The sequence below is a fragment of the Nocardia sp. NBC_01377 genome, assembly GCF_045040005.1.
Lineage (GTDB): Bacteria > Actinomycetota > Actinomycetes > Mycobacteriales > Mycobacteriaceae > Nocardia > Nocardia noduli.
In genome coordinates this window covers 6,859,614-6,880,242 of the sequence record NZ_CP109566.1, presented here as the reverse complement: position 1 = coordinate 6,880,242, position 20,629 = coordinate 6,859,614, and the positions used below count along the sequence as shown (strand labels likewise).

20 protein-coding genes are annotated in these 20,629 nt (G+C 66.4%); 10 read left to right on the top strand and 10 right to left on the bottom strand.

Going from position 1 to position 20,629, the window contains the following annotated elements; genetic code table 11:
- The first annotated feature begins 101 nt into the window (after positions 1-101).
- Positions 102-818, top strand: coding sequence for a Clp protease N-terminal domain-containing protein (locus OG225_RS31730; RefSeq protein WP_405178537.1), 717 nt, complete (start codon positions 102-104; stop codon positions 816-818).
- A 37-nt stretch (positions 819-855) separates the two neighbouring features.
- On the opposite strand, the gene OG225_RS31725 is transcribed toward OG225_RS31730, so the two are convergent.
- Both OG225_RS31725 and OG225_RS31720 read right to left on the bottom strand, forming a co-directional pair.
- Positions 856-2,913: an NAD(+) synthase gene (locus OG225_RS31725; protein WP_405178536.1), complete on the bottom strand. Its 2,058-nt coding sequence runs from the start codon at positions 2,911-2,913 to the stop codon at positions 856-858.
- Positions 2,914-2,959: 46 nt separating this feature from the next.
- Complete coding sequence (locus OG225_RS31720; RefSeq protein ID WP_405178535.1) at positions 2,960-3,634, bottom strand: suppressor of fused domain protein; 675 nt, start codon at positions 3,632-3,634, stop codon at positions 2,960-2,962.
- A 144-nt stretch (positions 3,635-3,778) separates the two neighbouring features.
- On the opposite strand from OG225_RS31720, the gene OG225_RS31715 reads away from it, so the two are divergent.
- Both OG225_RS31715 and groL read left to right on the top strand, forming a co-directional pair.
- Complete coding sequence (locus tag OG225_RS31715; protein ID WP_109528980.1) at positions 3,779-4,081, top strand: hypothetical protein; 303 nt, start codon at positions 3,779-3,781, stop codon at positions 4,079-4,081.
- 217 nt (positions 4,082-4,298) lie between these two features.
- Complete coding sequence (groL, locus tag OG225_RS31710) at positions 4,299-5,924, top strand: chaperonin GroEL (protein ID WP_405178534.1); 1,626 nt, start codon at positions 4,299-4,301, stop codon at positions 5,922-5,924.
- Between the two features lie 101 nt (positions 5,925-6,025).
- Here the strand turns inward: groL and OG225_RS31705 are convergent, their stop codons facing one another.
- From OG225_RS31705 to OG225_RS31675, 7 genes are all read right to left on the bottom strand, one after another.
- Positions 6,026-6,811: an ESX secretion-associated protein EspG gene (locus OG225_RS31705; RefSeq protein WP_405178533.1), complete on the bottom strand. Its 786-nt coding sequence runs from the start codon at positions 6,809-6,811 to the stop codon at positions 6,026-6,028.
- Between the two features lie 42 nt (positions 6,812-6,853).
- The gene (locus tag OG225_RS31700; protein ID WP_405178532.1) at positions 6,854-8,005 is read right to left on the bottom strand and encodes a hypothetical protein; all 1,152 of its coding nucleotides are present in this window, start codon (positions 8,003-8,005) and stop codon (positions 6,854-6,856) included.
- Entirely contained in the window at positions 8,002-8,442 is a 441-nt protein-coding gene (locus OG225_RS31695; RefSeq protein WP_405178531.1) for a hypothetical protein, read from the bottom strand. The genes OG225_RS31700 and OG225_RS31695 overlap by 4 nt, the downstream gene beginning before the upstream one ends.
- Before the next feature lie 39 nt (positions 8,443-8,481).
- Positions 8,482-9,069 carry a DUF3558 domain-containing protein gene (locus OG225_RS31690; protein WP_405178530.1) on the bottom strand — a complete coding sequence of 196 codons (588 nt, stop codon included), beginning with the start codon at positions 9,067-9,069 and terminating at the stop codon, positions 8,482-8,484.
- A gap of 123 nt (positions 9,070-9,192) precedes the next feature.
- Positions 9,193-9,789, bottom strand: a complete 597-nt coding sequence (locus OG225_RS31685; protein WP_405178529.1) for a GrpB family protein — start codon at positions 9,787-9,789, stop codon at positions 9,193-9,195.
- Between the two features lie 32 nt (positions 9,790-9,821).
- Positions 9,822-10,511, bottom strand: coding sequence for a ZIP family metal transporter (locus tag OG225_RS31680; RefSeq protein ID WP_405178528.1), 690 nt, complete (start codon positions 10,509-10,511; stop codon positions 9,822-9,824).
- 62 nt (positions 10,512-10,573) lie between these two features.
- The gene (locus tag OG225_RS31675; RefSeq protein WP_405178527.1) at positions 10,574-11,356 is read right to left on the bottom strand and encodes a DUF6585 family protein; all 783 of its coding nucleotides are present in this window, start codon (positions 11,354-11,356) and stop codon (positions 10,574-10,576) included.
- Between the two features lie 374 nt (positions 11,357-11,730).
- On the opposite strand from OG225_RS31675, the gene OG225_RS31670 reads away from it, so the two are divergent.
- The 5 genes from OG225_RS31670 (at position 11,731) to OG225_RS31650 (ending at position 15,952) form a co-directional block, all read left to right on the top strand.
- Complete coding sequence (locus OG225_RS31670; RefSeq protein ID WP_405178526.1) at positions 11,731-12,045, top strand: hypothetical protein; 315 nt, start codon at positions 11,731-11,733, stop codon at positions 12,043-12,045.
- Positions 12,046-12,144: 99 nt separating this feature from the next.
- A complete protein-coding gene (locus OG225_RS31665; RefSeq protein WP_405178525.1) occupies positions 12,145-12,981 on the top strand; it encodes a hypothetical protein in 837 nt (278 codons plus the stop codon).
- 195 nt (positions 12,982-13,176) lie between these two features.
- Positions 13,177-14,055 carry a DMT family transporter gene (locus OG225_RS31660; protein ID WP_405178524.1) on the top strand — a complete coding sequence of 293 codons (879 nt, stop codon included), beginning with the start codon at positions 13,177-13,179 and terminating at the stop codon, positions 14,053-14,055.
- 373 nt (positions 14,056-14,428) lie between these two features.
- Positions 14,429-15,061 carry a TetR/AcrR family transcriptional regulator gene (locus OG225_RS31655; protein WP_232840166.1) on the top strand — a complete coding sequence of 211 codons (633 nt, stop codon included), beginning with the start codon at positions 14,429-14,431 and terminating at the stop codon, positions 15,059-15,061.
- 30 nt (positions 15,062-15,091) lie between these two features.
- Positions 15,092-15,952, top strand: a complete 861-nt coding sequence (locus OG225_RS31650) for an alpha/beta fold hydrolase (RefSeq protein ID WP_216914397.1) — start codon at positions 15,092-15,094, stop codon at positions 15,950-15,952.
- Positions 15,953-15,974: 22 nt separating this feature from the next.
- Here the strand turns inward: OG225_RS31650 and OG225_RS31645 are convergent, their stop codons facing one another.
- Positions 15,975-18,023, bottom strand: coding sequence for a prolyl oligopeptidase family protein (locus tag OG225_RS31645; protein ID WP_405178523.1), 2,049 nt, complete (start codon positions 18,021-18,023; stop codon positions 15,975-15,977).
- A gap of 87 nt (positions 18,024-18,110) precedes the next feature.
- Here OG225_RS31645 and OG225_RS31640 point away from each other — a divergent pair, with 87 nt between their 5' ends.
- Both OG225_RS31640 and lpdA read left to right on the top strand, forming a co-directional pair.
- Entirely contained in the window at positions 18,111-19,088 is a 978-nt protein-coding gene (locus OG225_RS31640; protein WP_405178522.1) for a dipeptidase, read from the top strand.
- Between the two features lie 77 nt (positions 19,089-19,165).
- Positions 19,166-20,569: a dihydrolipoyl dehydrogenase gene (lpdA, locus tag OG225_RS31635; RefSeq protein ID WP_216914393.1), complete on the top strand. Its 1,404-nt coding sequence runs from the start codon at positions 19,166-19,168 to the stop codon at positions 20,567-20,569.
- Positions 20,570-20,629 lie beyond the last annotated feature (60 nt).

Here is a 20,629-nt window from a genome sequence, read left to right as displayed (position 1 = left end):
ACGCCGTGCGCCTTCGGTACTCGGCGGCGCGAAGGTACGCGCCGATCGGTCACCGTCAACCAAGTGTTGACGATGACCGATCGTCAACCTATGGTTGACGCATGACCTCTCTTCGACTCGATGACCTGATCAACGGCATCAAGAAGGCCCGTCCCGACAATGTGCTCGACCAACTCTCCGACGCGGTGGTGGCAGGGAACCACCTCGGCGAACTCGCCGATCACCTCATCGGCCATTTCGTCGACCAGGCCAGGCGTTCCGGCGCGTCCTGGACCGATATCGGCGTCAGCATGGGCGTCACCAAACAGGCGGCGCAGAAGCGTTTCGTCCCCAAATCGCCCGGTGACGCCGCCGCGATGGACCCCAACGCCGGTTTCGCCAAATTCACCTCGCGCGCCCGCCAGGTCGTCGTCGCGTCCCAGGAGATCGCGCGCGAGGCGGGTAATCCGCAGATCGCGCCCGCGCACCTGGTACTCGGCCTGCTGACCGAACCCGAGGCGCTGGCGGCCAAAGCGATCCTGTCGCGCGGCGTCGCACTCGACACGGTCGGCGCCGCCGCGACCGCGGCGCTGCCTGTGCCCGAGGGCGAGGTGCCCCCGATGGTGCCGTTCGACGCCGAGGCCAAGAAGGTGCTCGAACTGACCTTCCGCGAGGCACTTCGCCTCGGCCACAACTACATCGGCACCGAGCACATGCTGCTCGCCCTGTTGGAACAGGAGAACGGATCCGGACTGCTCACCGGTCTCGGCCTGGACAAGGAAGTCATCGAAGCCGATCTCGTCGCGGTGCTCGCCTCGATCGTCGCCGGTCAGCAGTGACGGTGCTATCGGAATAGCGGGGCGCGGATACGCCCCGCTATTCGTCGGGCACGTTGCGGGCGAGCTCGTCGAGCCACGCGGCGGCCGAGGCGTCGCTGGGGGCGCGCCAATCTCCGCGCGGCGACAGCGAGCCGCCGGAACCTACCTTGGGGGCGTTCGGCAGGGTCGAGCGTTTGAACTGGCTGGTCTGGATGAAACGGCGCAGGAATTCGCCCAGCCAATGCTTGATGACCGGCAGGTCGTAGGCATGGCGCTGGTCGGTGGGAATCAGATCCGGCCAGGAGCCGACGGACGGGTCGGACCAGGCGTGCCTGGCCAGATAGGCGATGCGGCTGGGCCGGTAGCCGAAACGCAACAGGTAGTACAGGTGGAAATCCTGCAATTCGTACGGGCCCACCGTCGCCTCGGAACTCTGGGCGGGGTCGGCGGGGTCCGCCCCGGGGATGAGTTCGGGCGAGATCTCAGTCAGCAGAATGGATTTCAGTACCTTCGCGGCCTCGGGCCCGAACTGCCCGGTCTCCGCGGCCCAGGCGATCAGATATTTGATCAGCGTCTTGGGCACCGACGCGTTGACGCTGTAGTGCGCCATGTGGTCACCGACGCCGAAAGTGCACCAGCCCAGCGCGAGTTCGCTCAGATCGCCGGTGCCGACCACGAGCGCGTGATGGTGGTTCGCCAACCGGAACAGGTGCGAGGTGCGCTCACCGGCCTGCACGTTCTCGTAGGTGATGTCGTATTGTTCGGCGCCGTCGGCCGCCGGATGCCCCAGATCGCGCAGCATCTGGGTCGCCGACGGCCGGATGTCGATCTCGTGCGCGCTCACCCCGAGCGCCGCCATCAATTCGTGCGCGTCGGTCCGCGTGCGGGTACTCGTGCCGAAGCCGGGCATCGTGTAGGCCAGGATATTCGTGCGCGGCAACCCGAGTCGGTCCATGGTCTTCGCGGCGACGATCAACGCCTGGGTGGAATCGAGGCCGCCGGAGACGCCGATGACCACGCGTTGCGATCCCGTCGCCCGCAATCGCGTGCTCAGCCCCTCGACCTGGATGTGGTGGACCTCGGCGCAGCGTTCGTTGCGCGCCGCCGTCGCCGCGGGAACGTAGGGGAAACGCGGCAATTCGCGTTCCAGCGCGATCGCGCCCGCCGGGATCGGCAACTCCACGGGGATGCGCCGCATCGTGGTCAGCCGCTCCCGGTGATCGTGCACGGTATCGGCGAAACTGGTGGTGCGCAGCCGATCCGAGGCGAGCCGTTGCAGATCCAGATCCGCGATCACCACCTGGGGATGGTCGGCGAAGCGCTCGCCCTCGGCGAGCAGATCACCGTTCTCGCAGACCAGCGCCTGTCCGTCCCAGGCCATATCCGTGGTCGACTCACCGTGTCCGGCAGCCGAATACAGGTACGCGGCGAGGTAGCGCGCGGAATGCGAGGTGCACAGGGCCCGGCGGTAGTCGGCCTTGCCGATGACGATATTGCTCGCCGACAGATTGACCAGGACCGTCGCGCCCGCCAGCGCCGCGTAACCGCTCGGCGGCAGCGGCACCCAGCCGTCCTCGCAGATCTCGAGATGGAAGACGAAACCGTCGAGATTCGTCGCGGTGAACAGTAGTTCGGCTCCGAACGGCACCCGCTGCCCGGCGACCTCGATACGGTCGTCCCAGGCCTCGCGCGCCGCGGCGAACTGCCGTTTCTCGTAGAACTCGCGATAATTCGGCAGGTAGCTCTTGGGCGCGACACCGAGAACGACGCCCTTGCACACCGCGATCGCGCAATTGAACAGCCGCCCCTGCGATCGCACGGGCGCGCCGACGATCAGGACCGTATCGATCTCCGCGCTCGCGGCGACTACCTGAACCAGCGCCTCGGAAACCGCCGCGTCCAGCGCGTCCTGGTGGAACAGGTCGTCGGCGGTGTAGCTGGACAGACCGAGTTCGGGGAAGACCGTCAGCACCGCCCCCCGTTCGGCCGCTTCTCGCGCCAGGTCGAGCGTGTGGGTCAGATTGAACGCGGGGTCGGCGACCCTGATGCGCGGCACCGCGACCGCCACCCGCGCGAATCCGTGCCGATACAGCGAGTCGAACGGCAGGTCCGCCATCGCGCCTCCTCGATTCCGAGACAAACGATCATGATCGCTTCGAAATCTACGCGCGTCCGCGTAATCCGCCGCCCCAGCTCGGCCAGGTCGCCTGCGGCTTCGGTTCGGGGACGAGGGTCGCGCGGTGCATATCGGTCACGTAGAGCGGTAGTCGATCGGCCAGCCCGGCCAACATCGCGAGGAGTTTCCCGCCGCGCGCGGTCCGGTATTCCGGCATGGTCAACCCGACGATCTGGAGGAACGAGACGCGCCCGAACGGCGTGTCGATCGGACCGAGTTCCGGGTCGACGACGAACCCCGCGGCCCGGATCGCGGAATCGGCGAGTTCGGGGGCGAGCGGCCCGTTGGTCTTGACCGTGTGGCCCGGCGTGAACCATTCCCCGGACTGATACACGTAGTGCGCCAGATTCTGCATGAGATCCACCGGCCAGCGCGGTGCGGCGGTGTCGCGCGCGGCGCGCGCGAGCCGGAAGGTGAATTCGAATCCCCAACCCGATTCCTCCGGGTCGTCCCATTCCTTCTCGTAGAGTTCGGTCATCCCGTAGCCGACGTAGTGCCAATGCGGCACCGGATCGGTGCGCGGATACGCGCTGACCCCGTCGAGCGCGTCCGGTCCGCCGAGCGACCACGGATGTTCGGCGCGCCACCGCGTCGGCTCGGTCTCGGGGTACAGCGGGGCGAGGGCGCGCTCGATCGCGTCCCAGCCGGGTCTATCACTCACCCGGTCACCATAGGTTCGGCGCGCGTCGGCGTGCCGAGCAGGAACCCGTCCTCTACCGGCCGAGAAGCATCGTCGCTGGTGACACCGACGCTTCTGAAACATCTGTGCACTGAACCCTGGGCTCCCTCCCGCTAAGCTATAGCGATGGCGGATGACATGGACGGAGCGGATTCCGACCTAGTCGCGGGGGAGCGGCGCGTCGACCTGATGCACGCGCTGTCGTTCGTCTCCACCGAGTCCGGTCCCGACGGCGAATACATCGTGAACGGCGATCTGCCGCCCGAGGTGGCGCCGCCGTTCATCCGCGCCATCATGCGGGTGGAGGCGGAGTTGCTGCTGCACGACGCCGAGCTGGTCACGGTCGGTAACGAGGAGCCGCGCACCCCCGACGAACGCCGCACCGACGCGTTCGTCGCACTTGTGCTGCGAATCGACGATCGCTCCTAGCCGAACCGGGCGGACCTTGCACTCGGCACCGTCGAGTGCTAGAAATGGCTTTGGCACTCTCGACATGTGAGTGCCAGGGTCGGGACGGTGAGACCGGGTTCCATCGACACCCTCGGTCGTCCGTCGCGGGCACCGAACCTGGCCAGCGTAAATGGGGCGATCCGACAAGCGGTCGTCCTGTGTGTCAGCCCCATTACATGTGGAGGATCTCAACGCAATGGCCAAGACAATTGCGTACGACGAAGAGGCCCGTCGCGGTCTCGAGCGGGGTCTGAACGCCCTCGCCGACGCTGTCAAGGTGACGCTGGGCCCCAAGGGTCGCAACGTTGTCCTGGAGAAGAAGTGGGGCGCCCCCACGATCACCAACGATGGTGTTTCCATCGCCAAGGAGATCGACCTGGAGGACCCGTACGAGAAGATCGGCGCCGAGCTGGTCAAGGAAGTCGCCAAGAAGACGGACGACGTCGCGGGCGACGGCACCACCACCGCCACCGTTCTCGCCCAGGCCCTGGTGCGTGAAGGTCTGCGCAACGTCGCGGCCGGCGCGAACCCGCTGGGTCTGAAGCGCGGCATCGAGAAGGCCGTCGAGGCCGTCACCGCCAAGCTGCTCGACACCGCCAAGGAGGTCGAGACCAAGGAGCAGATCGCCGCTACCGCCGGTATCTCGGCAGGCGACCCGTCCATCGGCGAGCTCATCGCCGAGGCCATGGACAAGGTCGGCAAAGAAGGCGTCATCACCGTCGAGGAGAGCAACACCTTCGGGCTGCAGCTCGAGCTCACCGAGGGCATGCGCTTCGACAAGGGCTACATCTCGGGTTACTTCGTGACCGACCCGGAGCGTCAGGAAGCGATCCTCGAGGATCCATACATCCTGCTCGTCGGCTCGAAGGTCTCGACCGTCAAGGACCTGCTGCCGCTGCTGGAGAAGGTCATCCAGGCCGGTAAGCCGCTGCTGATCATCGCCGAGGACGTCGAGGGCGAAGCCCTGTCGACCCTGGTCGTGAACAAGATCCGCGGCACCTTCAAGTCCGTCGCCGTCAAGGCGCCCGGCTTCGGTGACCGTCGCAAGGCCCAGCTCGCCGATATCGCCATCCTCACCGGTGGCGAGGTCATCAGCGAAGAGGTCGGCCTCTCCCTGGAGACCGCCGGCGTCGAGCTGCTCGGCCAGGCGCGCAAGGTCGTCGTGACCAAGGACGAGACCACCATCGTCGAGGGCGCGGGCGATCCCGAGGGCATCCAGGGCCGCGTGGCCCAGATCCGCACCGAGATCGAGAACTCGGATTCGGACTACGACCGTGAGAAGCTGCAGGAGCGTCTGGCCAAGCTGGCCGGCGGTGTCGCGGTGATCAAGGCCGGAGCCGCGACCGAGGTCGAGCTCAAGGAGCGCAAGCACCGCATCGAGGACGCCGTTCGCAACGCGAAGGCCGCCGTCGAAGAGGGCATCGTCGCCGGTGGCGGCGTGGCCCTGCTGCAGTCGGCTCCCGCGCTGGATGATCTGAAGCTCACCGGCGACGAGGCCACCGGTGCCAACATCGTGCGTGTCGCGCTGTCGGCCCCGCTGAAGCAGATCGCCTTCAACGCCGGTCTCGAGCCGGGCGTCGTCGCGGAGAAGGTCTCCAACCTTCCCGCGGGCCACGGCCTGAACGCCGACTCGGGCGTGTACGAGGATCTGCTGGCCGCCGGCGTCGCCGACCCGGTCAAGGTCACCCGTTCCGCGCTCCAGAACGCCGCGTCCATCGCCGCGCTGTTCCTCACCACCGAGGCCGTCGTGGCCGACAAGCCGGAGAAGGCCGCCGCTCCCGCGGGCGACCCGACCGGTGGCATGGGCGGCATGGACTTCTGAGTCCATAGGCGCTGCAACACTTTACGAAACCGGAAGCCGGTCCACCCCTCGGGTGGGCCGGCTTCCGGCGTTCTCGCGCCGATGTCGTGATCGGCCCTGATTCAGCGGTAGTTGTCTACTCGCTGTTCCCGCAGATGCTGGGTGGCCTGACCGATCCAGGTGGCGAAGATATCGGTGAAGAGTTGCGCGGTGGCGGGGCGTAGATCGAGGTGGGTCGGTGTGCGGAGTTCGAGGTAGCGTCCGTCGCCGGTGATGTCGTACCACTGTGCGGCCTGGTGGCGGTTGTGTCTGGCGTGGAAATCGCCGAGTCGGAGAATGGCTTGACCGCCGCCGTCGGTGGGACGTGCGGTGCGGCGGCGGAAGCGTTCGCGGGGACTGCTGTGCGAATTGTCGAGCAGATATCCCGGCGGGGGTTTGAGGTCGTCGTGATGGAAGGATTCGGGGCCTTGCGTTCCCGGGGCGCAGCCGGGCAGGGATCCGGTGAGGGCGGCGGGAAGTTGTTCCGGCCGTACCAGTTGGGCGGTGATGTCGCCGTATTCGTTGCGGATCGCCTCTTGGCGCAGGACAGCGGCGTAGTCGGCCGTGCGGGCGCCGACGACGCGGAATTGTCGCTGGGCCCCGCCGCCGACCTTGTGATCGGCTGTGCTGCCGATGATCTCGACACGCATCTCGCATTTGGCGACCGTTTGCATCAGCAGATCGATATGCCTGCGCTCGTCCGCGCTGTAGCTCGCGCGGACAGCCCATCGGTGGTTCTCGAGTTCTTCGATGGTGGGAAACCGGCTGCGATAACGCAGCGGTGCGGGCATACGGTCATTTCCTTCGTTGAACCAATTGGCGCCGAAGGTATCCGGATCCCAGGTCCAGGCCATGCGGGTGTAATCCATTCCAGTCGAGTCTGATCGCGTGTGTTCGCCGAGGAGACGGGCCTATCCGCCGATGACTCCGCCCGGCGGCAGCACGCGCGGCTGCACGCCGAGCAGTTCGGTCTCACGGTCCTGGATCAGATAGTCCGGGATCTTGTGCTCGTCGTCGTCATCGCCTTTGCCACCACGGTTACCCATGCCGCCCATACCCGGCGTGCCGTTGCGTCCGCTGCTGGTGCCGGTCGATTTGCCGCTGCTCCCACCACTTCCGCCGCTGGTCCCCTTGGATGTCGGGGTACCGGTAACCGATCTGCCCGCACCCGGGGAGGTGCCGGACGGGCTGCCCGAACCGGGGCTGCCCGAGCCCGGCGTGCCCGTTCTCGGGGTACCGGTGGGGCTGTTGGTCTTCGGGACGTTGGTGGTGGGGACGTTGGTGGCCGCGGGGTTCGTCCCGGCCGGGTTCGTTCCCGTCGGTGTGCCCGTCGTCGGGGTACCGGTCGTCGGATTGTTGGACGACGGGGTGTTACCGCTGGACTGCGGATTCGTCGACGGATCGTTGGAATTCGGGTTCGCGGCAGCGGGGGTTGTACCGGTCGGAGTACCGGTCGTGGGGCTACCGGTGGATGGGCTGCCGGTCGACGGGGTGCCGCTACCGGGGGTGCCGCCCGGATCGCCCGACGGGTTCGTCGGATCCTTGGGTATCGGCAGTACCGGAATGCTGTGATCGGTCTGGGCGATCGGATTTATGTATTTCTCTTGGACGACCTTGCGAGCGAGTTCCTCGGCGTCGGCTTCGGGGTTGCCGTCGAACCAGTCACCCGGGTTCCACCAGCTCTGTGGATCGTCGGAGTACGGGACGATATCCCGTTTGGTATTGATCACAGCGGTGAGCGCCTCGTCGACGCGGGTACTGAGTTCTCTCAGCGCGGGGGTGAGGTTCAACGCGTCGGTGGCGTAGTCGGAGATCGACTGCTGCGCGGTGGTGGCCGCCGTGCCGCTCCAGGCTGATTCGCTGGAGCGTTTGATACGGGCGGCGAAGATCTGCACGCTGTACTCCCAGCCCTCGGCGATCTTGGCGTAGTCCGCCTTCGACTCGGCGGCGGGGTCGGTGACCAAGGGATCGAACGTGTTCTTGAGCACGATGTGGGATTGGCTCGAAGCGTTGTCGGTGGCGCTTTGCGCGGCGATTTTCGACTTCTCGTATTCGAAGGTCATTTCTGCCCCTGGAAACCTTGCGGGAGGGTGGCCATCAGCTCGTTGTAGCGGGCGGCGAAGTCGGTATCGGCCTGCTGATATCGCTGCGCGATCTCTTTATGCAGTTGCTGGATGCTGTCGATGATTTCCCAGTGCTGCTGCAAGATGGCGTGGACGTCGTTACCGTCAGCGGAGCCTTTGGCTTTGGATCGGAATGTGCCGACCAGGATCTTGGCGGACCTGATCCATGCGGCGCCCTCGCCCAATCCCCAAGTCTCACGGTTCGAGATGCCCTCTGCCATACTCTGGAGGTCCTTGATTTGGTCTTTCATTGCCTGGCAGTCGCGGTCGATGTAGACGAACTCTTCGGCATTGACATAGACGTCGTTGTTGAACGATACCGACAACTGGCCTGACTTGGCCGTGTCGATCAAGGTCTGCATCGGCTTCTCCGCCATTCCTTGAATCCCTCCCCATATTTCACTACTTACGAAAACTTATGCCCCGACCGGTATGAGGGGGACCACCTTCCCCGCCAGGGTCTGACCAATGTCGCACGCGTTCAGATGTCGGGTCTTCGGCGATGTTCCGGACGGGTTGCCGATCGTGAGTTCGAGACTCCCGCCCTGCATCTGGGCATTCAGCACGCAGTTTTCTCGACCTGTGGTGTCGGCGGCCTGGTGAGTGATCAGGACTGAGCGATCGTTGATGGTGATCTCACGCTCCCCGGGGAAATGCTTATCGCGCACCATAGCGAGAGTCAGGTTCGTGGCACTGATCGTGGCTGTGTATCCGTCGGATACGACCCAACGACAGCCACGCCACTTGACCTTGCCTCGTGTTGTTTCATCTCTGCTGGTCGGACTGTCATTCCGGTGCAGCCCCTCAGAGTCCAGTACCGCCTGAGGAATGTCCGTGCATGGTTTGAACCCGCTGGGCACATCCTCGGCGATGGAATGTTCGGCTGCCGACGTACTCGCCGGCCCGGCCGTGCCATCACTCGTCGTTGAGCACCCCGCCACCGCCAGCACCGCCGCCAATAGCGTCGCGCCAGTCACCGCTCGCATGGCCACCCCCACCTTCATGTAGGCCTCGATCGTTTCAGCGACTATATCCGATCCACCCTTAGCGACCCGAACGGTTCTTCCTCCCCATGTCGGCGGCTACCCCCGCATCGGGGGCTGGAATCACACGACGGAAGCGAACGATCACGCGTCGTCCAGACCGAATGCGCGACCGTAGATTTCGTCGATGACGGTGTTCTTCGACAGGTTGTACTCGCCCGGCGATCCGGCCGTACTCACGGCGAGCGCCTGTTTGACGGCCCGGTACAAATCGCGATCCTCCGGATGGTTCCGCAGCCGGTCGCGAAAGATCATGTGACGGAGGTGTTCCGGGGCGTTCGGTCCGAAGACGTGCAGGTTGACGGCGGGGGCAGCGCGCGTGAGCACGCGGTATTCGTGCCAGTGCGGTTCCCGCAGGACGAGCCGGTAGCCTGCACGTTCGAGGTCGGGCACGTAGGCGGGTTCGTCGCCGGAATCGGTGACGATGAGGTCGATGTCGATGATGGGTTTGGCGGCGAGGCTGGGAACGGCGGTGCTGCCGACGTGTTCGATCGTGAGGGCTCGGCCTGCCAGGGCGCGGCGGATCGTTTCGGCTTGTTCGTCGAACAGTTCCGGCCAGCGCGGGTCGTAGGGCACGAGGACGATGGGTTGCGGCGGCGGCGGACTTCCGTCGACCCAGGCGGCTCGCATCTGCTCCGGGGTACTTCGCAGCCGTCGGGTGATCTCCGGCGGATAGCGCATCGCCTACCTCCCGCTCGAGGGAGACGGTCGGTTCAGCCTTGCAGGACGAAGGCGATGAGGAATCCGGCGGCGGTGGCCATGCCGACCCACCAGCCGCCCTCGCGGTAGGCCTCCGGCATGAGGGAGTCGGCGAGTACGGCGATGGTCGCGCCGCCGGCGAAGGCCTGCACGGTGCTGATCTGGGCGTCGGAGAGATTGTCGGACAGCGCGTTCCCGAGGACGGTCACGAATATCAGGATGAGTCCGGTCGTGGTCCAGAGGGCGAAGGAGCGGCGGTGGGACAAGCCGTGGTCGTCGCGCATCAGGGCGGCCCCGCCGATGGCCTCGGGAACATTGCCGACCGCGACGGCGACCACGAGCACGAGTCCGCCGCCGGTGCTGAGGGAGACGCCGAGCGCGGTGTTCTCGGGGATGCCGTCCAGGATCGTGCCGAGCATCAATGCCCAGCCGATGGCGGCGGGGCCGAGTCGGGTTTCGATGAGGTGGTTGGCGACGACGTAGACACCCGCGCCGAGGAACAGCGCCAGACCGGCGACGAGTGCTCCGGTGCGGTGGAACGCGGGTTCGAACAGTTCCGAGGAGACGGCGGCGATCATGGTGCCCGCGCCGAACGCCATCAATGTCGCGAGCAGCTGTTTCGGCAGTGTCCAGCGCAATCCGACGGCGGCTCCCACGATGAGCGGGGCGGCCGTCGCCGATCCGTAGAGCAGCGCTTTCAGCATGCGCCACACACTAGGTGCTCACCCGTGTCCGCGGACGGATGCCGGATGCGGTGGGAAGGAGATCAGTCGAACGGCGTGACCCGCAGACGTTCCGCGAGTTCGTTGAAGATGTAGAAATTCGGGATCGCCGCCACCGGGACCAGCGAATGCCAGCGACCGTCGACCTTGATCCTGACCAGTCCACTGCGCGCGTCGATCAGCTGGATCTGTTCCCAGGGGAAGGTCTGTCCCCGGAAGCTCAGGGCGTCCAGATGCAGTGCGATATCGCCGAAGTGGACCGTCTCGCCCGCATCGATGGCGGTGACCGAGGCGGGGAGTTGGGTGCCGGTGATGGCCGACTGGATCGTCCTGCCCCATTCCTGTCCGTCGGCGAACAGGACATCGTCGAAGACCGCGTGCTCGCCGCCCGGTCCGGTCATCTCCAGCGAATACTCCGTCGGGGTTCCGCTCTGGAAGGTGATCACCTTCTGACGCACTTCCGCACTGTCCCACCGGAATCCCTGGACCTGCTCACCGGTCCGATAAACGGTCATACCAAAATCGAATAGGTCCAGGCGGGCCGCCCGATTACGACGATTGTGGTTCCCGCGCCACAGTGCCAGCGCGCCGGGGATCAGCGCGACCAAGGCGGTGGCGATTCCGCCCGCGATCGCACCGACGGTGACGCAGATGACGCCGAGCACGCCGAATCCGCCTGCCACGATGCCGAATCCGCGCAGCACGGGATCGCTCGCGGCGGGCGCGGCCAGAAATGTCTGACGGTGCGCACCGAGTCTCAAATATTCCGACATCAGGTGGACCAGCTGTGTCGGCGGGACCGTGCGTCGTTCTCCGGTCTCGCCCACGTCGTGCTCCGTCAAGTTCGGAGTGGCCAATAGTCCCTCCACAAGGCGGCTTTCAATCCGCGCGAAGCGTATGCCACCGGACGGCTGGTCGCTACCGCAGCACCCGGATTTCCTCCCGCGCGGACTTCGCTCGATTCGACGACGGTGCGGGAGAACGTTCGTCGCCGAGGCCGGTTCGGCGTGGTGGGGAACGTATTGTCGCTGGTCCGTGCGGTGCGCGCGCTCTGGGGCGAGTCCGGACGACGTTGCGAACCGCCGTGATTCCGGCGAAAGGCCGGTTACCGCGCGCGCGGTAAATTCGTCTGCGAGTCGCCGCGTGGACGAACGGGGCGCGACGGAGCGGGAGGCGGCAACGCTCCCGCGATCGATCGCCCGTGAATTCTCTCGCCGACGCCGACGCCGACGCCGACGCCGACGCCGACGCCGACGCCGACGCCGACGCTCGCCGCGGTGCCGGTGTGCCGGTATGGGAAGGCTCCACGCGAGATCTGTCTCTGTCCTCGACTGTCGACTCGCCGGTGGTGGCGCCCGATCAGCGCGACGTTGCGGTCAGCGGGCCCGTCGTACCCGGAGCCGTCGTCTCGGCCTGTCGGCGGTATCGCTCGGGGACGACCTGCGCGTTCTCCTCGACGCGAGGATTATCTCCACGCTGGTCGAAAACCTTGTCCTATCGCGCTGCGCCGACATAACTTTCGGCCACGCGGCCGATCAGGTGTGGACGCGGCGGGGTTCGAGTCGGTGGTACGGAAGGGTTCGTGGGTGCGCAACGTCGAGCGGGTGGGTTTCGTATGGTGACGAAACGGTACGACCTCACGCCGACCACGCAGGCGCTGCCGTATCCGCCGAGCACGGTCTTCGACACGGACGGCAATTTCCTCGTCGTCGGCTGGATACCGGCCTCCGCGCCCGACGGTTCGGTGCGCAGCGACTGGGGGCGCGCCGTCGTCGGGGCCGACAGCCCGCTTCCCGAATTCGGGGAGATCTCGCCGTATCGGGTGGTGCGTGAACTGCCGGAGCGGCTTTCCGACGCCGACGGCGCGCTGGTGCTGCACACCCTGCCGGTTCCGCTGCCCGCCGACAACTATCCGGTGGTCCTCGCGCCCGACGCCGCACCCGTCCCACCGACGCGGCCGAGCTATCCGCTGCACAGCGTCCCGGTTCCGCATCTGCGCGCCCAGGACGGCTGGAAGATCACCGAGCCGATCACGCTCGCCGCGTGGCTCGCAGCCCGAGGCCGCCTCGACGTCTCGGTGTCCGACGACCAGCGGCGCGGCGAATTCCGTTTCGAATTCGACGGTTTGATCCCGAATTCGCTGTACACGGTGATGGTGTGGCGGGCCTGGGACCGCGATCCGGACGCGCCGAGCCGACCCGGACCGCTCGGTGTGCCGAACACCTTCGTCACCGATACCGACGGTGTCGCCGCCTATCGAGCCGACCTGCCGAATCCGTTCCCGGATCCGGCGCTGCCCGACTCGAACCGCGTGGTCGGCGTGGTCGTGCTCTGGCACAGCTATCAGCGCAGCTACGGCGGCGCGGTCGGCCGGCTCGGCTTCGGTGGCGATGTCCACGCCCAGCTCACCTTGCCGACACCGGTGTTCGACGAGTTCCGCACGCGCCCGTAGTCGGTCGGTGGCACGGTATCCGAACGGCGGTGCGGTGTCGACCGGTGGCGGGGTGTTCATCCGGCGGGCGTGATGTCCAGCTGATGGCGCGGTGTCGAACCGGCGGCGGGGTGGTCCACCGGCGGCGCGACTCGACCGCGAGCCATCCGGAGTCACCGGGCCGCCGACACGGTCGCTACTGGGTAGCCTGCCTGCATGATGCATCTACCTGCCATCGGTTTCGCGCTGGTAGCGGCGCTGTGCGTGGCGATGAGCGCGGTTTCCCGGCAGCGTGAGGCCGCGCGGCTGCCCGAGGGGCGGTTGGGTCGGTTCGGGGTGATCGGCAGTCTGGTGCGGCGGCCGAACTGGTGGCTGGGCACGGCGGTGGGTGCGGGCGGGTACGTCTTCCAGGCGCTGGCGCTCGGACGCGGTTCGGTGCTGCTCGTGCAATCGCTGCTGGTGACCTCGCTGCTGTTCGCGCTGCCGTTGGCCGCCGCGTTCGCCGGGCGCTCGGTGCGGCGCGCGGAGTGGGTATGGGCGGGGGCGCTCGTCTTCTCGATCGTGGTCTTCGTGGTGGTCGGCGATCCCAGGCAGGGCAAACAGCATGTCGCCCCGTCGCATTGGGCGGTCACCGCGGCGATCGGGGTACCGCTGCTGCTGATCTGTCTGTTCGCGGCGCGCGGCGGTTCCGGCCACCGCCGGGCGCTGTTGCTCGGATTGGCCTCGGGAACGATGTTCGCGGTGGCGGCGGTGCTGACCAAGAGCACGGTGGCGCTGATCGGTGACGGCGCGGCCGAACTGCTCACCTCGCCGGTTCCGTACGCGCTGGTGGTGGTGGGCCTGACGGCTGTCACCTTGCAGCAGAACGCCTATCACGCGGGCGACCTCCAGGCCTCGCTGCCCGCCGCGACGGTGGCCGAGCCGGTGCTCGCGGCGACCCTCGGGGTGCTGCTGCTCGACGAATACCTGGATATCGATCGCGACCACCTCGTCGCGTTGGTGATCGCGCTCGCGACCATGGTGGCGGCGACGCTCGCCCTGGCGCGCTCGGCCGCGGCGGACCCGGGCCCGGCCGAGGCACTGCCCGCCACGTGACCTGCCGGTACTCGTGAACCGGTCGCGCCGAGCGGGGCGCGCGCACCCGCGGTGACAGCGTGACGGGACGCGGTGGCGCGTCCGTCGGAGTCCGCCTGCGAACTTTCCGCGCCCAACCACCGTAGTGTGGGCAATGGTGCGATTTCGGCTACCAGTCGGTGAATTTCACAGGCGCAGCAATGATCCTGGCGATGATGCAGCACAAGGCCACTTTTATCAGTCGATTTCGGTCCCGATTCGGTCAGATTCCACCACGGGCGTCTGATCGGCAATCCAGTAGACAACTTTCGGCAAACATTGTGGCGGTTCGGCGTCGAAGCGAAGGCGCCGATACATGACGAGGGCATCGCGCGCTTCGGTATTGTCTGCCTCAATGTCACAGGATGCGAATACGGGACGAATGTATGCCGGGCAACCCGTAGAGGACCGGCAACGTCAGCGGCGTGCGCGTTTTCTGGAATCGGGCCTCACGGTCTTCGCACGCGACGGCTACGCCAACAGTTCGGTGGGCGCCATCTGTAAGGACGCCGGGCTCTCCTCGCGCCAGTTCTACGAGGAGTTCACCGGGCGCGAATCACTCCTACTCGAACTGTACGAACAGATCGACAAGGAATCGCGCGAGGCGGTCACCGTCGCGTTGGAGAAGAAGGCCGACGCGACGTCGCTCGAACTCATCGACGCCGCGGTGCGGGCCTATGTCACATCCATCGGAGCCGATCCGCGTAAAGCGCGGGTCGCACTCGTCGAAGTGGTCGGCGCCGGACCCAAGGTGGAGAAGTTCCGGCTGGAACTGCGAAGAGTCTGGGGTTCGCTGCTGGCCAGCGCCGCCGAGGACGCGGCGATGCACGGCGAGATCCCCACCGGCGATTACGAGATGCGGGTGCTCGCGGTGATCGGCGCGGTCAACTACGTCGTCGACTCGTGGAGCGGTTCGGATCCGCGCCCGCCGTTGGACGAGATGATCTCGGTGCTCAGCCGGGTGATCATGGGTGCGGTCGGCGCCTGATCGGATCGGCGCGCGGTAGCGTGGCGCCGCATGGAGACTGTTCCGATCCAGGTGCCGGACGGCAGCACCATCCCGGTGCGGTTACTGCCCGCGGGGGGTGCGCACCGTCATCCCGTGACGCCGGACGCGCCACGGCCGGTGGTCGTCGTCGTGCCCGGCCTCGGCGTCCCCGGCGCGTACTACGAGACCTTCGGCCGCCATCTCGCCAACCGTGGTTTCGACGTCGCGATCGGGGAATTGCGCGGTAACGGCGACAGCAGGCCGAAGCCGAATCCGTCCAGCGCCTACGGCTACCACGAACTGGTCTCGGTCGATTTCCCGGCGATATTCGAGGTGGTGCGCGGCCGGTTCCCGTCGAGCACCCCGTACCTGCTCGGACACAGCATGGGCGGTCAACTGGCCGTCATGTACGCCTCACGGATCCGAGGCAGACTCGGCGGGCTCGTGCTCATCGCCTCGGGGACACCGTATTACCGCGGCTACCCCGGTGTCTTCGGGCCGGGCATGCTCGTGGGCACCACGGCGGCCGCGCTGACGGCCAACCTCGCGGGTTTCTGGCCGGGTGACCGAATCACGGTGGGCGGCTTCGGTCCCCAGTCCAAGGTGCTGATCTCGGATTGGGCGCGGCTGGCCCGCACCGGCCGCTTCGTCCCGGTCGGCGCGGATATGGACTACGAGGAGCGGATCGCGCGCCTGAAACTGCCCGTCCTGTCCATCACCATGACCGGTGACGAACTGACACCGCCGCGCTCGGCCGAACACCTGCTGGCGAAACTGCCGAACGCGGAGATCAGCACCTGGCACCAGCCGCAGCGGCTCGGCCACAACGGCTGGATTCCCGACCCGGATTCCACCGTCGACCGGATCGAGAAGTGGTTGCGCGACCGCTGAGCACAGCGGCCGCGCAGCCCGTTCAGTCGCGTTCGGTCAGTTGCTGGGTGAAGAATTCGTAGATCAGGCCCGCCTGGAAAGCGGACTGCTTGTTGTCCGCCGCGCCTCCGTGGCCGCCCTCGATATTCTCGTGGTACCAGACGGTATGACCCAGCTCCTCCAGCAGCGCGGTCATCTTGCGGGCATGGCCGGGATGCACGCGATCGTCTCGGGTGGAAGTGGTGATCAGGATCGGCGGGTACTTCGCGTCGCCGCGAACGTTCTGGTACGGCGAGTATTCGGCGATGTACTTCCATTCCTCCGGCTTGTCGGGATCGCCGTATTCGGCCACCCACGACGCCCCCGCGAGCAGCAGGTGGTAGCGCTTCATGTCCAGCAGCGGCACCTGGCAGACGATCGCGCCGAACAGGTGTGGATAGCGGGTCAGCATGACACCCATGAGCAGTCCGCCGTTACTGCCGCCGACCGCGCCGAGTTGCTCGGGGGTGGTGATTCCTCGGGTGACCAGATCCGCGGCGATCGAGGAGAAATCCTCGTACACCTTGTGCCGGTTGGCCTTCTGCACGCAGGTGTGCCACTGCGGGCCGTATTCGCCGCCACCGCGGATATTGGTCGTCACCCAGGTGCCGCCGCGTTCGAGCCAGCCCATACCGGACGCGCCGCTGTAGGCGGGCGTGCGCGAGACTTCGAAGCCGCCGTAGCCGGACATGATCGTCGGGCCCGGCGTGCCGCGCAGATCCCGGTGCCGGATCACGAAGTACGGCACCATCGTTCCGTCGTCGGAGCGTGCGAAGAACTGTTCGGTCTCGATCCCGGACGCGTCGAAGAAACCTGGTTCCTGTTTGAGCAGCCGGGTGTCGCCACCGACGGCACTGGAGAGCAGGGTCGCCGGGTTGGTGAATCCGCTGGTGGTGAGCATGAATTCGTCGCCGCTCTCCAGCGGGTCGAGGTTCATCACGCTGGTGGTCGCCATCGGCGGGGTGTCGGCCAGCGGCTCGCGCAGCCAGCCGTCGGCGGACGGGGTGACGACATAGAGTTTGGTCTGCACATCCTCGAGGGTGATGAGCATCAGATGATTCTCGGTCCAGCCGTAGCCGTGCAGTGAGGTATGCGCGTCCGGGGTGAAGACGATGTCGAAATCCCTTTCACCGGAAAGGAATCGCTCGAAATCGGTGGCGAGCAGCGCGCCCGCGGGATAGGTTCGGTCGCCGATCTCCCACGGCGATTTCAGCCGGATCAGCAACCAGTCCTTGTACCAGGATTCGCTCGCGTCGGTCGGGATGTCGAGCAGGCGCAACGTGCCGTCCTCCTCGACGAGGTAAACCTCCTCGTTGAAGAAATCGGTGGCGCGCCCGACGTAGTGCCGCTCATAACCCGGCGTCCTGTCGTATCCGGCCGACACCGCGACGTCGCCCGGTTCGCCCTCGAAAATCGTTTCCGCTGAATCCAATTCGGTGCCGCGATGCCAGCGCTTGGCGATCCGGGGGTACCCGGAGTCGGTCAGCGATCCCGGTCCGAAATCGGTGCCGACGTACACCGAATCGATATCGATCCAGCGCAGTTCCGATTTGGCCTCCGGTAGTTCGAAACCGCCGTCGGCCTTGTCGATGAACGCGAGCCGTTCCATATCGAATTCCCGGACCACCTTGGCGTCGGCCCCGCCCCGCGACAGGCTGATGAGCGCGCGCGACTGCTCGGGCCGCAGCACCGCAGCGCCGCCCCACACCCAGTTCTCCGATTCGGCCTCCGCGAGCGCGTCCACGTCGATGAGAACACCCCACCGAGGTGACTGCTTCGCGTACTCCTCGAAGGAGGTGCGCCGCCACAGACCGCGCGGATGGTCGGCGTCGCGCCAGAAGTTGTAGAGCCAGCGGCCGCGCCGGGCCGGGTACGCGATCTTGGTATCGGTGTCGAGCATGTCAAGGATCCGGCGTTCCAGATCGCTGAACCGGTCCGATCCGGCGAACTGCGTCACCACCACCTCGTTGTGCGCGCGTGCCCAGTCGAGGGCGCGCTCGTCGGTCACCTGTTCCAGCCAGAGGTACGGGTCGGTCGCATTCGGCTCTGTCATGTCGACATTCTGGCCGAGAGTCGACAGGAACGCGGTGCCGGTGCTCCGTAGGATCGGATTTCCGATCCGATCGAACAGGAGCCGACCGTGCCTGTATTCCTGTGGGAACAGCATTGCTGCCTGCCGATGTCGCTCTCGGCACGGATCGCCGATCTCGCGCGTTATCCGGCGGGTTCGTATCTGTCGGTGAATGTGGGATACGCCCCGCAAACGACCGCCGACGCGTTGTCGATGGTGCGCCTTTTCCGCGCGGAAGCGCTCGTCGACGACCGTTTCCGGCTGGTGCGCCGCCATTCCGATATCGCCGAATCCACCAGCGCGTTGGCGCTGGCATTCGACCTGGAGGATTCCGGGCCGCTGGGCGGAAATCTCGACAATGTGGCGATGTTCTACGAACTCGGCGTGCGCTCGCTCGCCGCCACCTACAACCACGCCAACGCGGCGGGATGCGGCTGCCTCGACACCGACGACACCGGGCTGACCGGCTACGGCCGCGACCTGGTCCGCACCCTCAACGACATCGGCATGTTCGTCGACGGATCGCACTGTTCGCGGCACAGCGGCCTGGATATGGCCGAACTCACCACCGTGCCGATGATCTACAGCCATTCGAATTTCGCCGCGTTGTGGCCGCATCCCCGCAATATCACCGACGAACAGGCGCTGGCCTGCGCGCGGACCGGCGGTGTGATCGGGATCAACGGCGTCGGGATATTTCTCGGTCACAATGCCGAATCCGACCGGGCGGCCCGGGTCGCGGCGATGGCACGGCATATCGAATACGGCGCGGACCTGGTGGGAATCGACCATATCGGGGTCGGGTCGGACTACTCGTTCGACGCCGACGATTTCAATGCCGAGATCAGGGCGAATCCGCAGAATTTCTCCGAGGACTACACCCGGTTCGGCCCGCTGCAATGGGTGCCGCCGGAGGATCTGCTCGGCACCGGCGGCGTGCCCGGCCTGGACGAACTGCTGGTCGAACGCGGATTCGACGCGGCCGACCGGGCGAAGGTCTTCGGTGGGAATTTCTCCCGGGTGGCCGCGCGGGTGTGGCGCGACTGAGCGGTACGCGCCGCGCGTGCTCACCATTGCGGGGGCACGCTCGGTGAAGTTCACGTGGCGGAGTTAGGCTCGTTGTCGTGACTTCCCACTACGATGTCGTCGTTCTCGGTGCTGGTCCCGGCGGTTACGTCGCTGCGATCCGCGCCGCTCAACTCGGCCTGCGAACAGCGATTGTCGAGCAGAAATACTGGGGCGGTGTGTGCCTGAACGTGGGCTGCATCCCGTCGAAGGCGCTGCTCCGCAACGCCGAGCTGGCCCATATCTTCACCAAGGAGGCCAAGACCTTCGGTATCTCCGGTGAGGCGAGTTTCGACTTCGGCGTCGCGTTCGACCGCAGCCGCAAGGTCGCGGACGGCCGCGTCAAGGGCGTCCACTTCCTGATGAAGAAGAACAAGATCGAGGAGTTCGACGGGAAGGGCACCTTCACCGACGCGAACACGATCTCGGTCGAGCTCAGCAAGGGCGGCACCGAGACCCTCACGTTCGACAACGTGATCATCGCGACCGGCACCGTTACCAAACTGCTGCCGGGCACCTCGCTCAGCGCCAACGTGGTGACCTACGAGGAGCAGATCCTCACCCGCGACCTGCCCGGCTCGATCCTCATCGTCGGCGCGGGCGCGATCGGCATGGAATTCGCCTACGTCCTGAAGAACTACGGCGTCGACGTGCGCATCGTGGAATTCCTCGACCGGGCGCTGCCGAACGAGGACGTCGACGTCTCCAAGGAGATCACCAAGCAGTACAAGAAGCTCGGTGTCACCATCACCACCGGTGCGGCCGTGCAGTCGATCGACGACGACGGCTCGAAGGTCACCGTCGCGATCAAGGACAACAAGTCCGGCAATGTCGAGACCGTCACCGTCGACAAGGTGTTGCAGGCCGTCGGCTTCGCGCCGCGGGTCGAGGGCTACGGCCTGGAGAACACCGGTGTCGCGCTGACCGACCGCGGCGCCATCGCGATCGACGACAATATGCGCACCAATGTGGGCAATATCTACGCGATCGGTGACGTCACCGCGAAACTTCAGCTCGCGCACGTCGCGGAGGCCCAGGGTGTCGTCGCCGCCGAAACCATCGCGGGCGCTCCCACCGTCACCCTCGGCGACTACCGGATGATGCCGCGCGCCACGTTCTGTCAGCCGCAGGTCGCCAGTTTCGGACTCACCGAAGCGCAGGCCCGCGACGAGGGCTACGACGTGAACGTCGCGACGTTCCCGTTCACCGCCAACGGCAAGGCGCACGGCCTCGGCGACCCGACCGGTTTCGTCAAGCTGATCTCCGACAACAAGTACGGCGAACTGCTCGGCGGCCACCTCATCGGCCCGGACGTCTCCGAGCTGCTGCCCGAGCTGACCCTGGCCCAGAAATGGGATCTCACGGTCAACGAGCTGACCCGTAACGTGCACACCCACCCGACGCTGAGCGAAGCCCTCCAGGAGGCGATCCACGGCCTCGCCGGGCACATGATCAACTTCTGATCGCGGCTCCGCCCGAACGGCGGTATCCGGTCCATCGACCGGGTGCCGCCGTTCTTCTGT

What these genes read in the sequence shown, in the direction of transcription:
- OG225_RS31705 (WP_405178533.1), bottom strand. Translation starts at nt 6,811, where the DNA reads ATGGATTACACCCGCATGGCCTGGACCTGGGATCCGGATACCTTCGGC.
- OG225_RS31685 (WP_405178529.1), bottom strand. Translation starts at nt 9,789, where the DNA reads ATGCGCTATCCGCCGGAGATCACCCGACGGCTGCGAAGTACCCCGGAG.
- OG225_RS31730 (WP_405178537.1), top strand. Translation starts at nt 102, where the DNA reads ATGACCTCTCTTCGACTCGATGACCTGATCAACGGCATCAAGAAGGCC.
- OG225_RS31645 (WP_405178523.1), bottom strand. Translation starts at nt 18,023, where the DNA reads ATGACAGAGCCGAATGCGACCGACCCGTACCTCTGGCTGGAACAGGTG.
- OG225_RS31700 (WP_405178532.1), bottom strand. Translation starts at nt 8,005, where the DNA reads ATGACCTTCGAATACGAGAAGTCGAAAATCGCCGCGCAAAGCGCCACC.
- OG225_RS31650 (WP_216914397.1), top strand. Translation starts at nt 15,092, where the DNA reads ATGGAGACTGTTCCGATCCAGGTGCCGGACGGCAGCACCATCCCGGTG.
- OG225_RS31655 (WP_232840166.1), top strand. Translation starts at nt 14,429, where the DNA reads ATGTCACAGGATGCGAATACGGGACGAATGTATGCCGGGCAACCCGTA.
- OG225_RS31695 (WP_405178531.1), bottom strand. Translation starts at nt 8,442, where the DNA reads ATGGCGGAGAAGCCGATGCAGACCTTGATCGACACGGCCAAGTCAGGC.
- OG225_RS31680 (WP_405178528.1), bottom strand. Translation starts at nt 10,511, where the DNA reads ATGCTGAAAGCGCTGCTCTACGGATCGGCGACGGCCGCCCCGCTCATC.
- OG225_RS31660 (WP_405178524.1), top strand. Translation starts at nt 13,177, where the DNA reads ATGATGCATCTACCTGCCATCGGTTTCGCGCTGGTAGCGGCGCTGTGC.
- OG225_RS31665 (WP_405178525.1), top strand. Translation starts at nt 12,145, where the DNA reads ATGGTGACGAAACGGTACGACCTCACGCCGACCACGCAGGCGCTGCCG.
- groL (WP_405178534.1), top strand. Translation starts at nt 4,299, where the DNA reads ATGGCCAAGACAATTGCGTACGACGAAGAGGCCCGTCGCGGTCTCGAG.
- OG225_RS31725 (WP_405178536.1), bottom strand. Translation starts at nt 2,913, where the DNA reads ATGGCGGACCTGCCGTTCGACTCGCTGTATCGGCACGGATTCGCGCGG.
- OG225_RS31715 (WP_109528980.1), top strand. Translation starts at nt 3,779, where the DNA reads ATGGCGGATGACATGGACGGAGCGGATTCCGACCTAGTCGCGGGGGAG.
- OG225_RS31690 (WP_405178530.1), bottom strand. Translation starts at nt 9,069, where the DNA reads ATGAAGGTGGGGGTGGCCATGCGAGCGGTGACTGGCGCGACGCTATTG.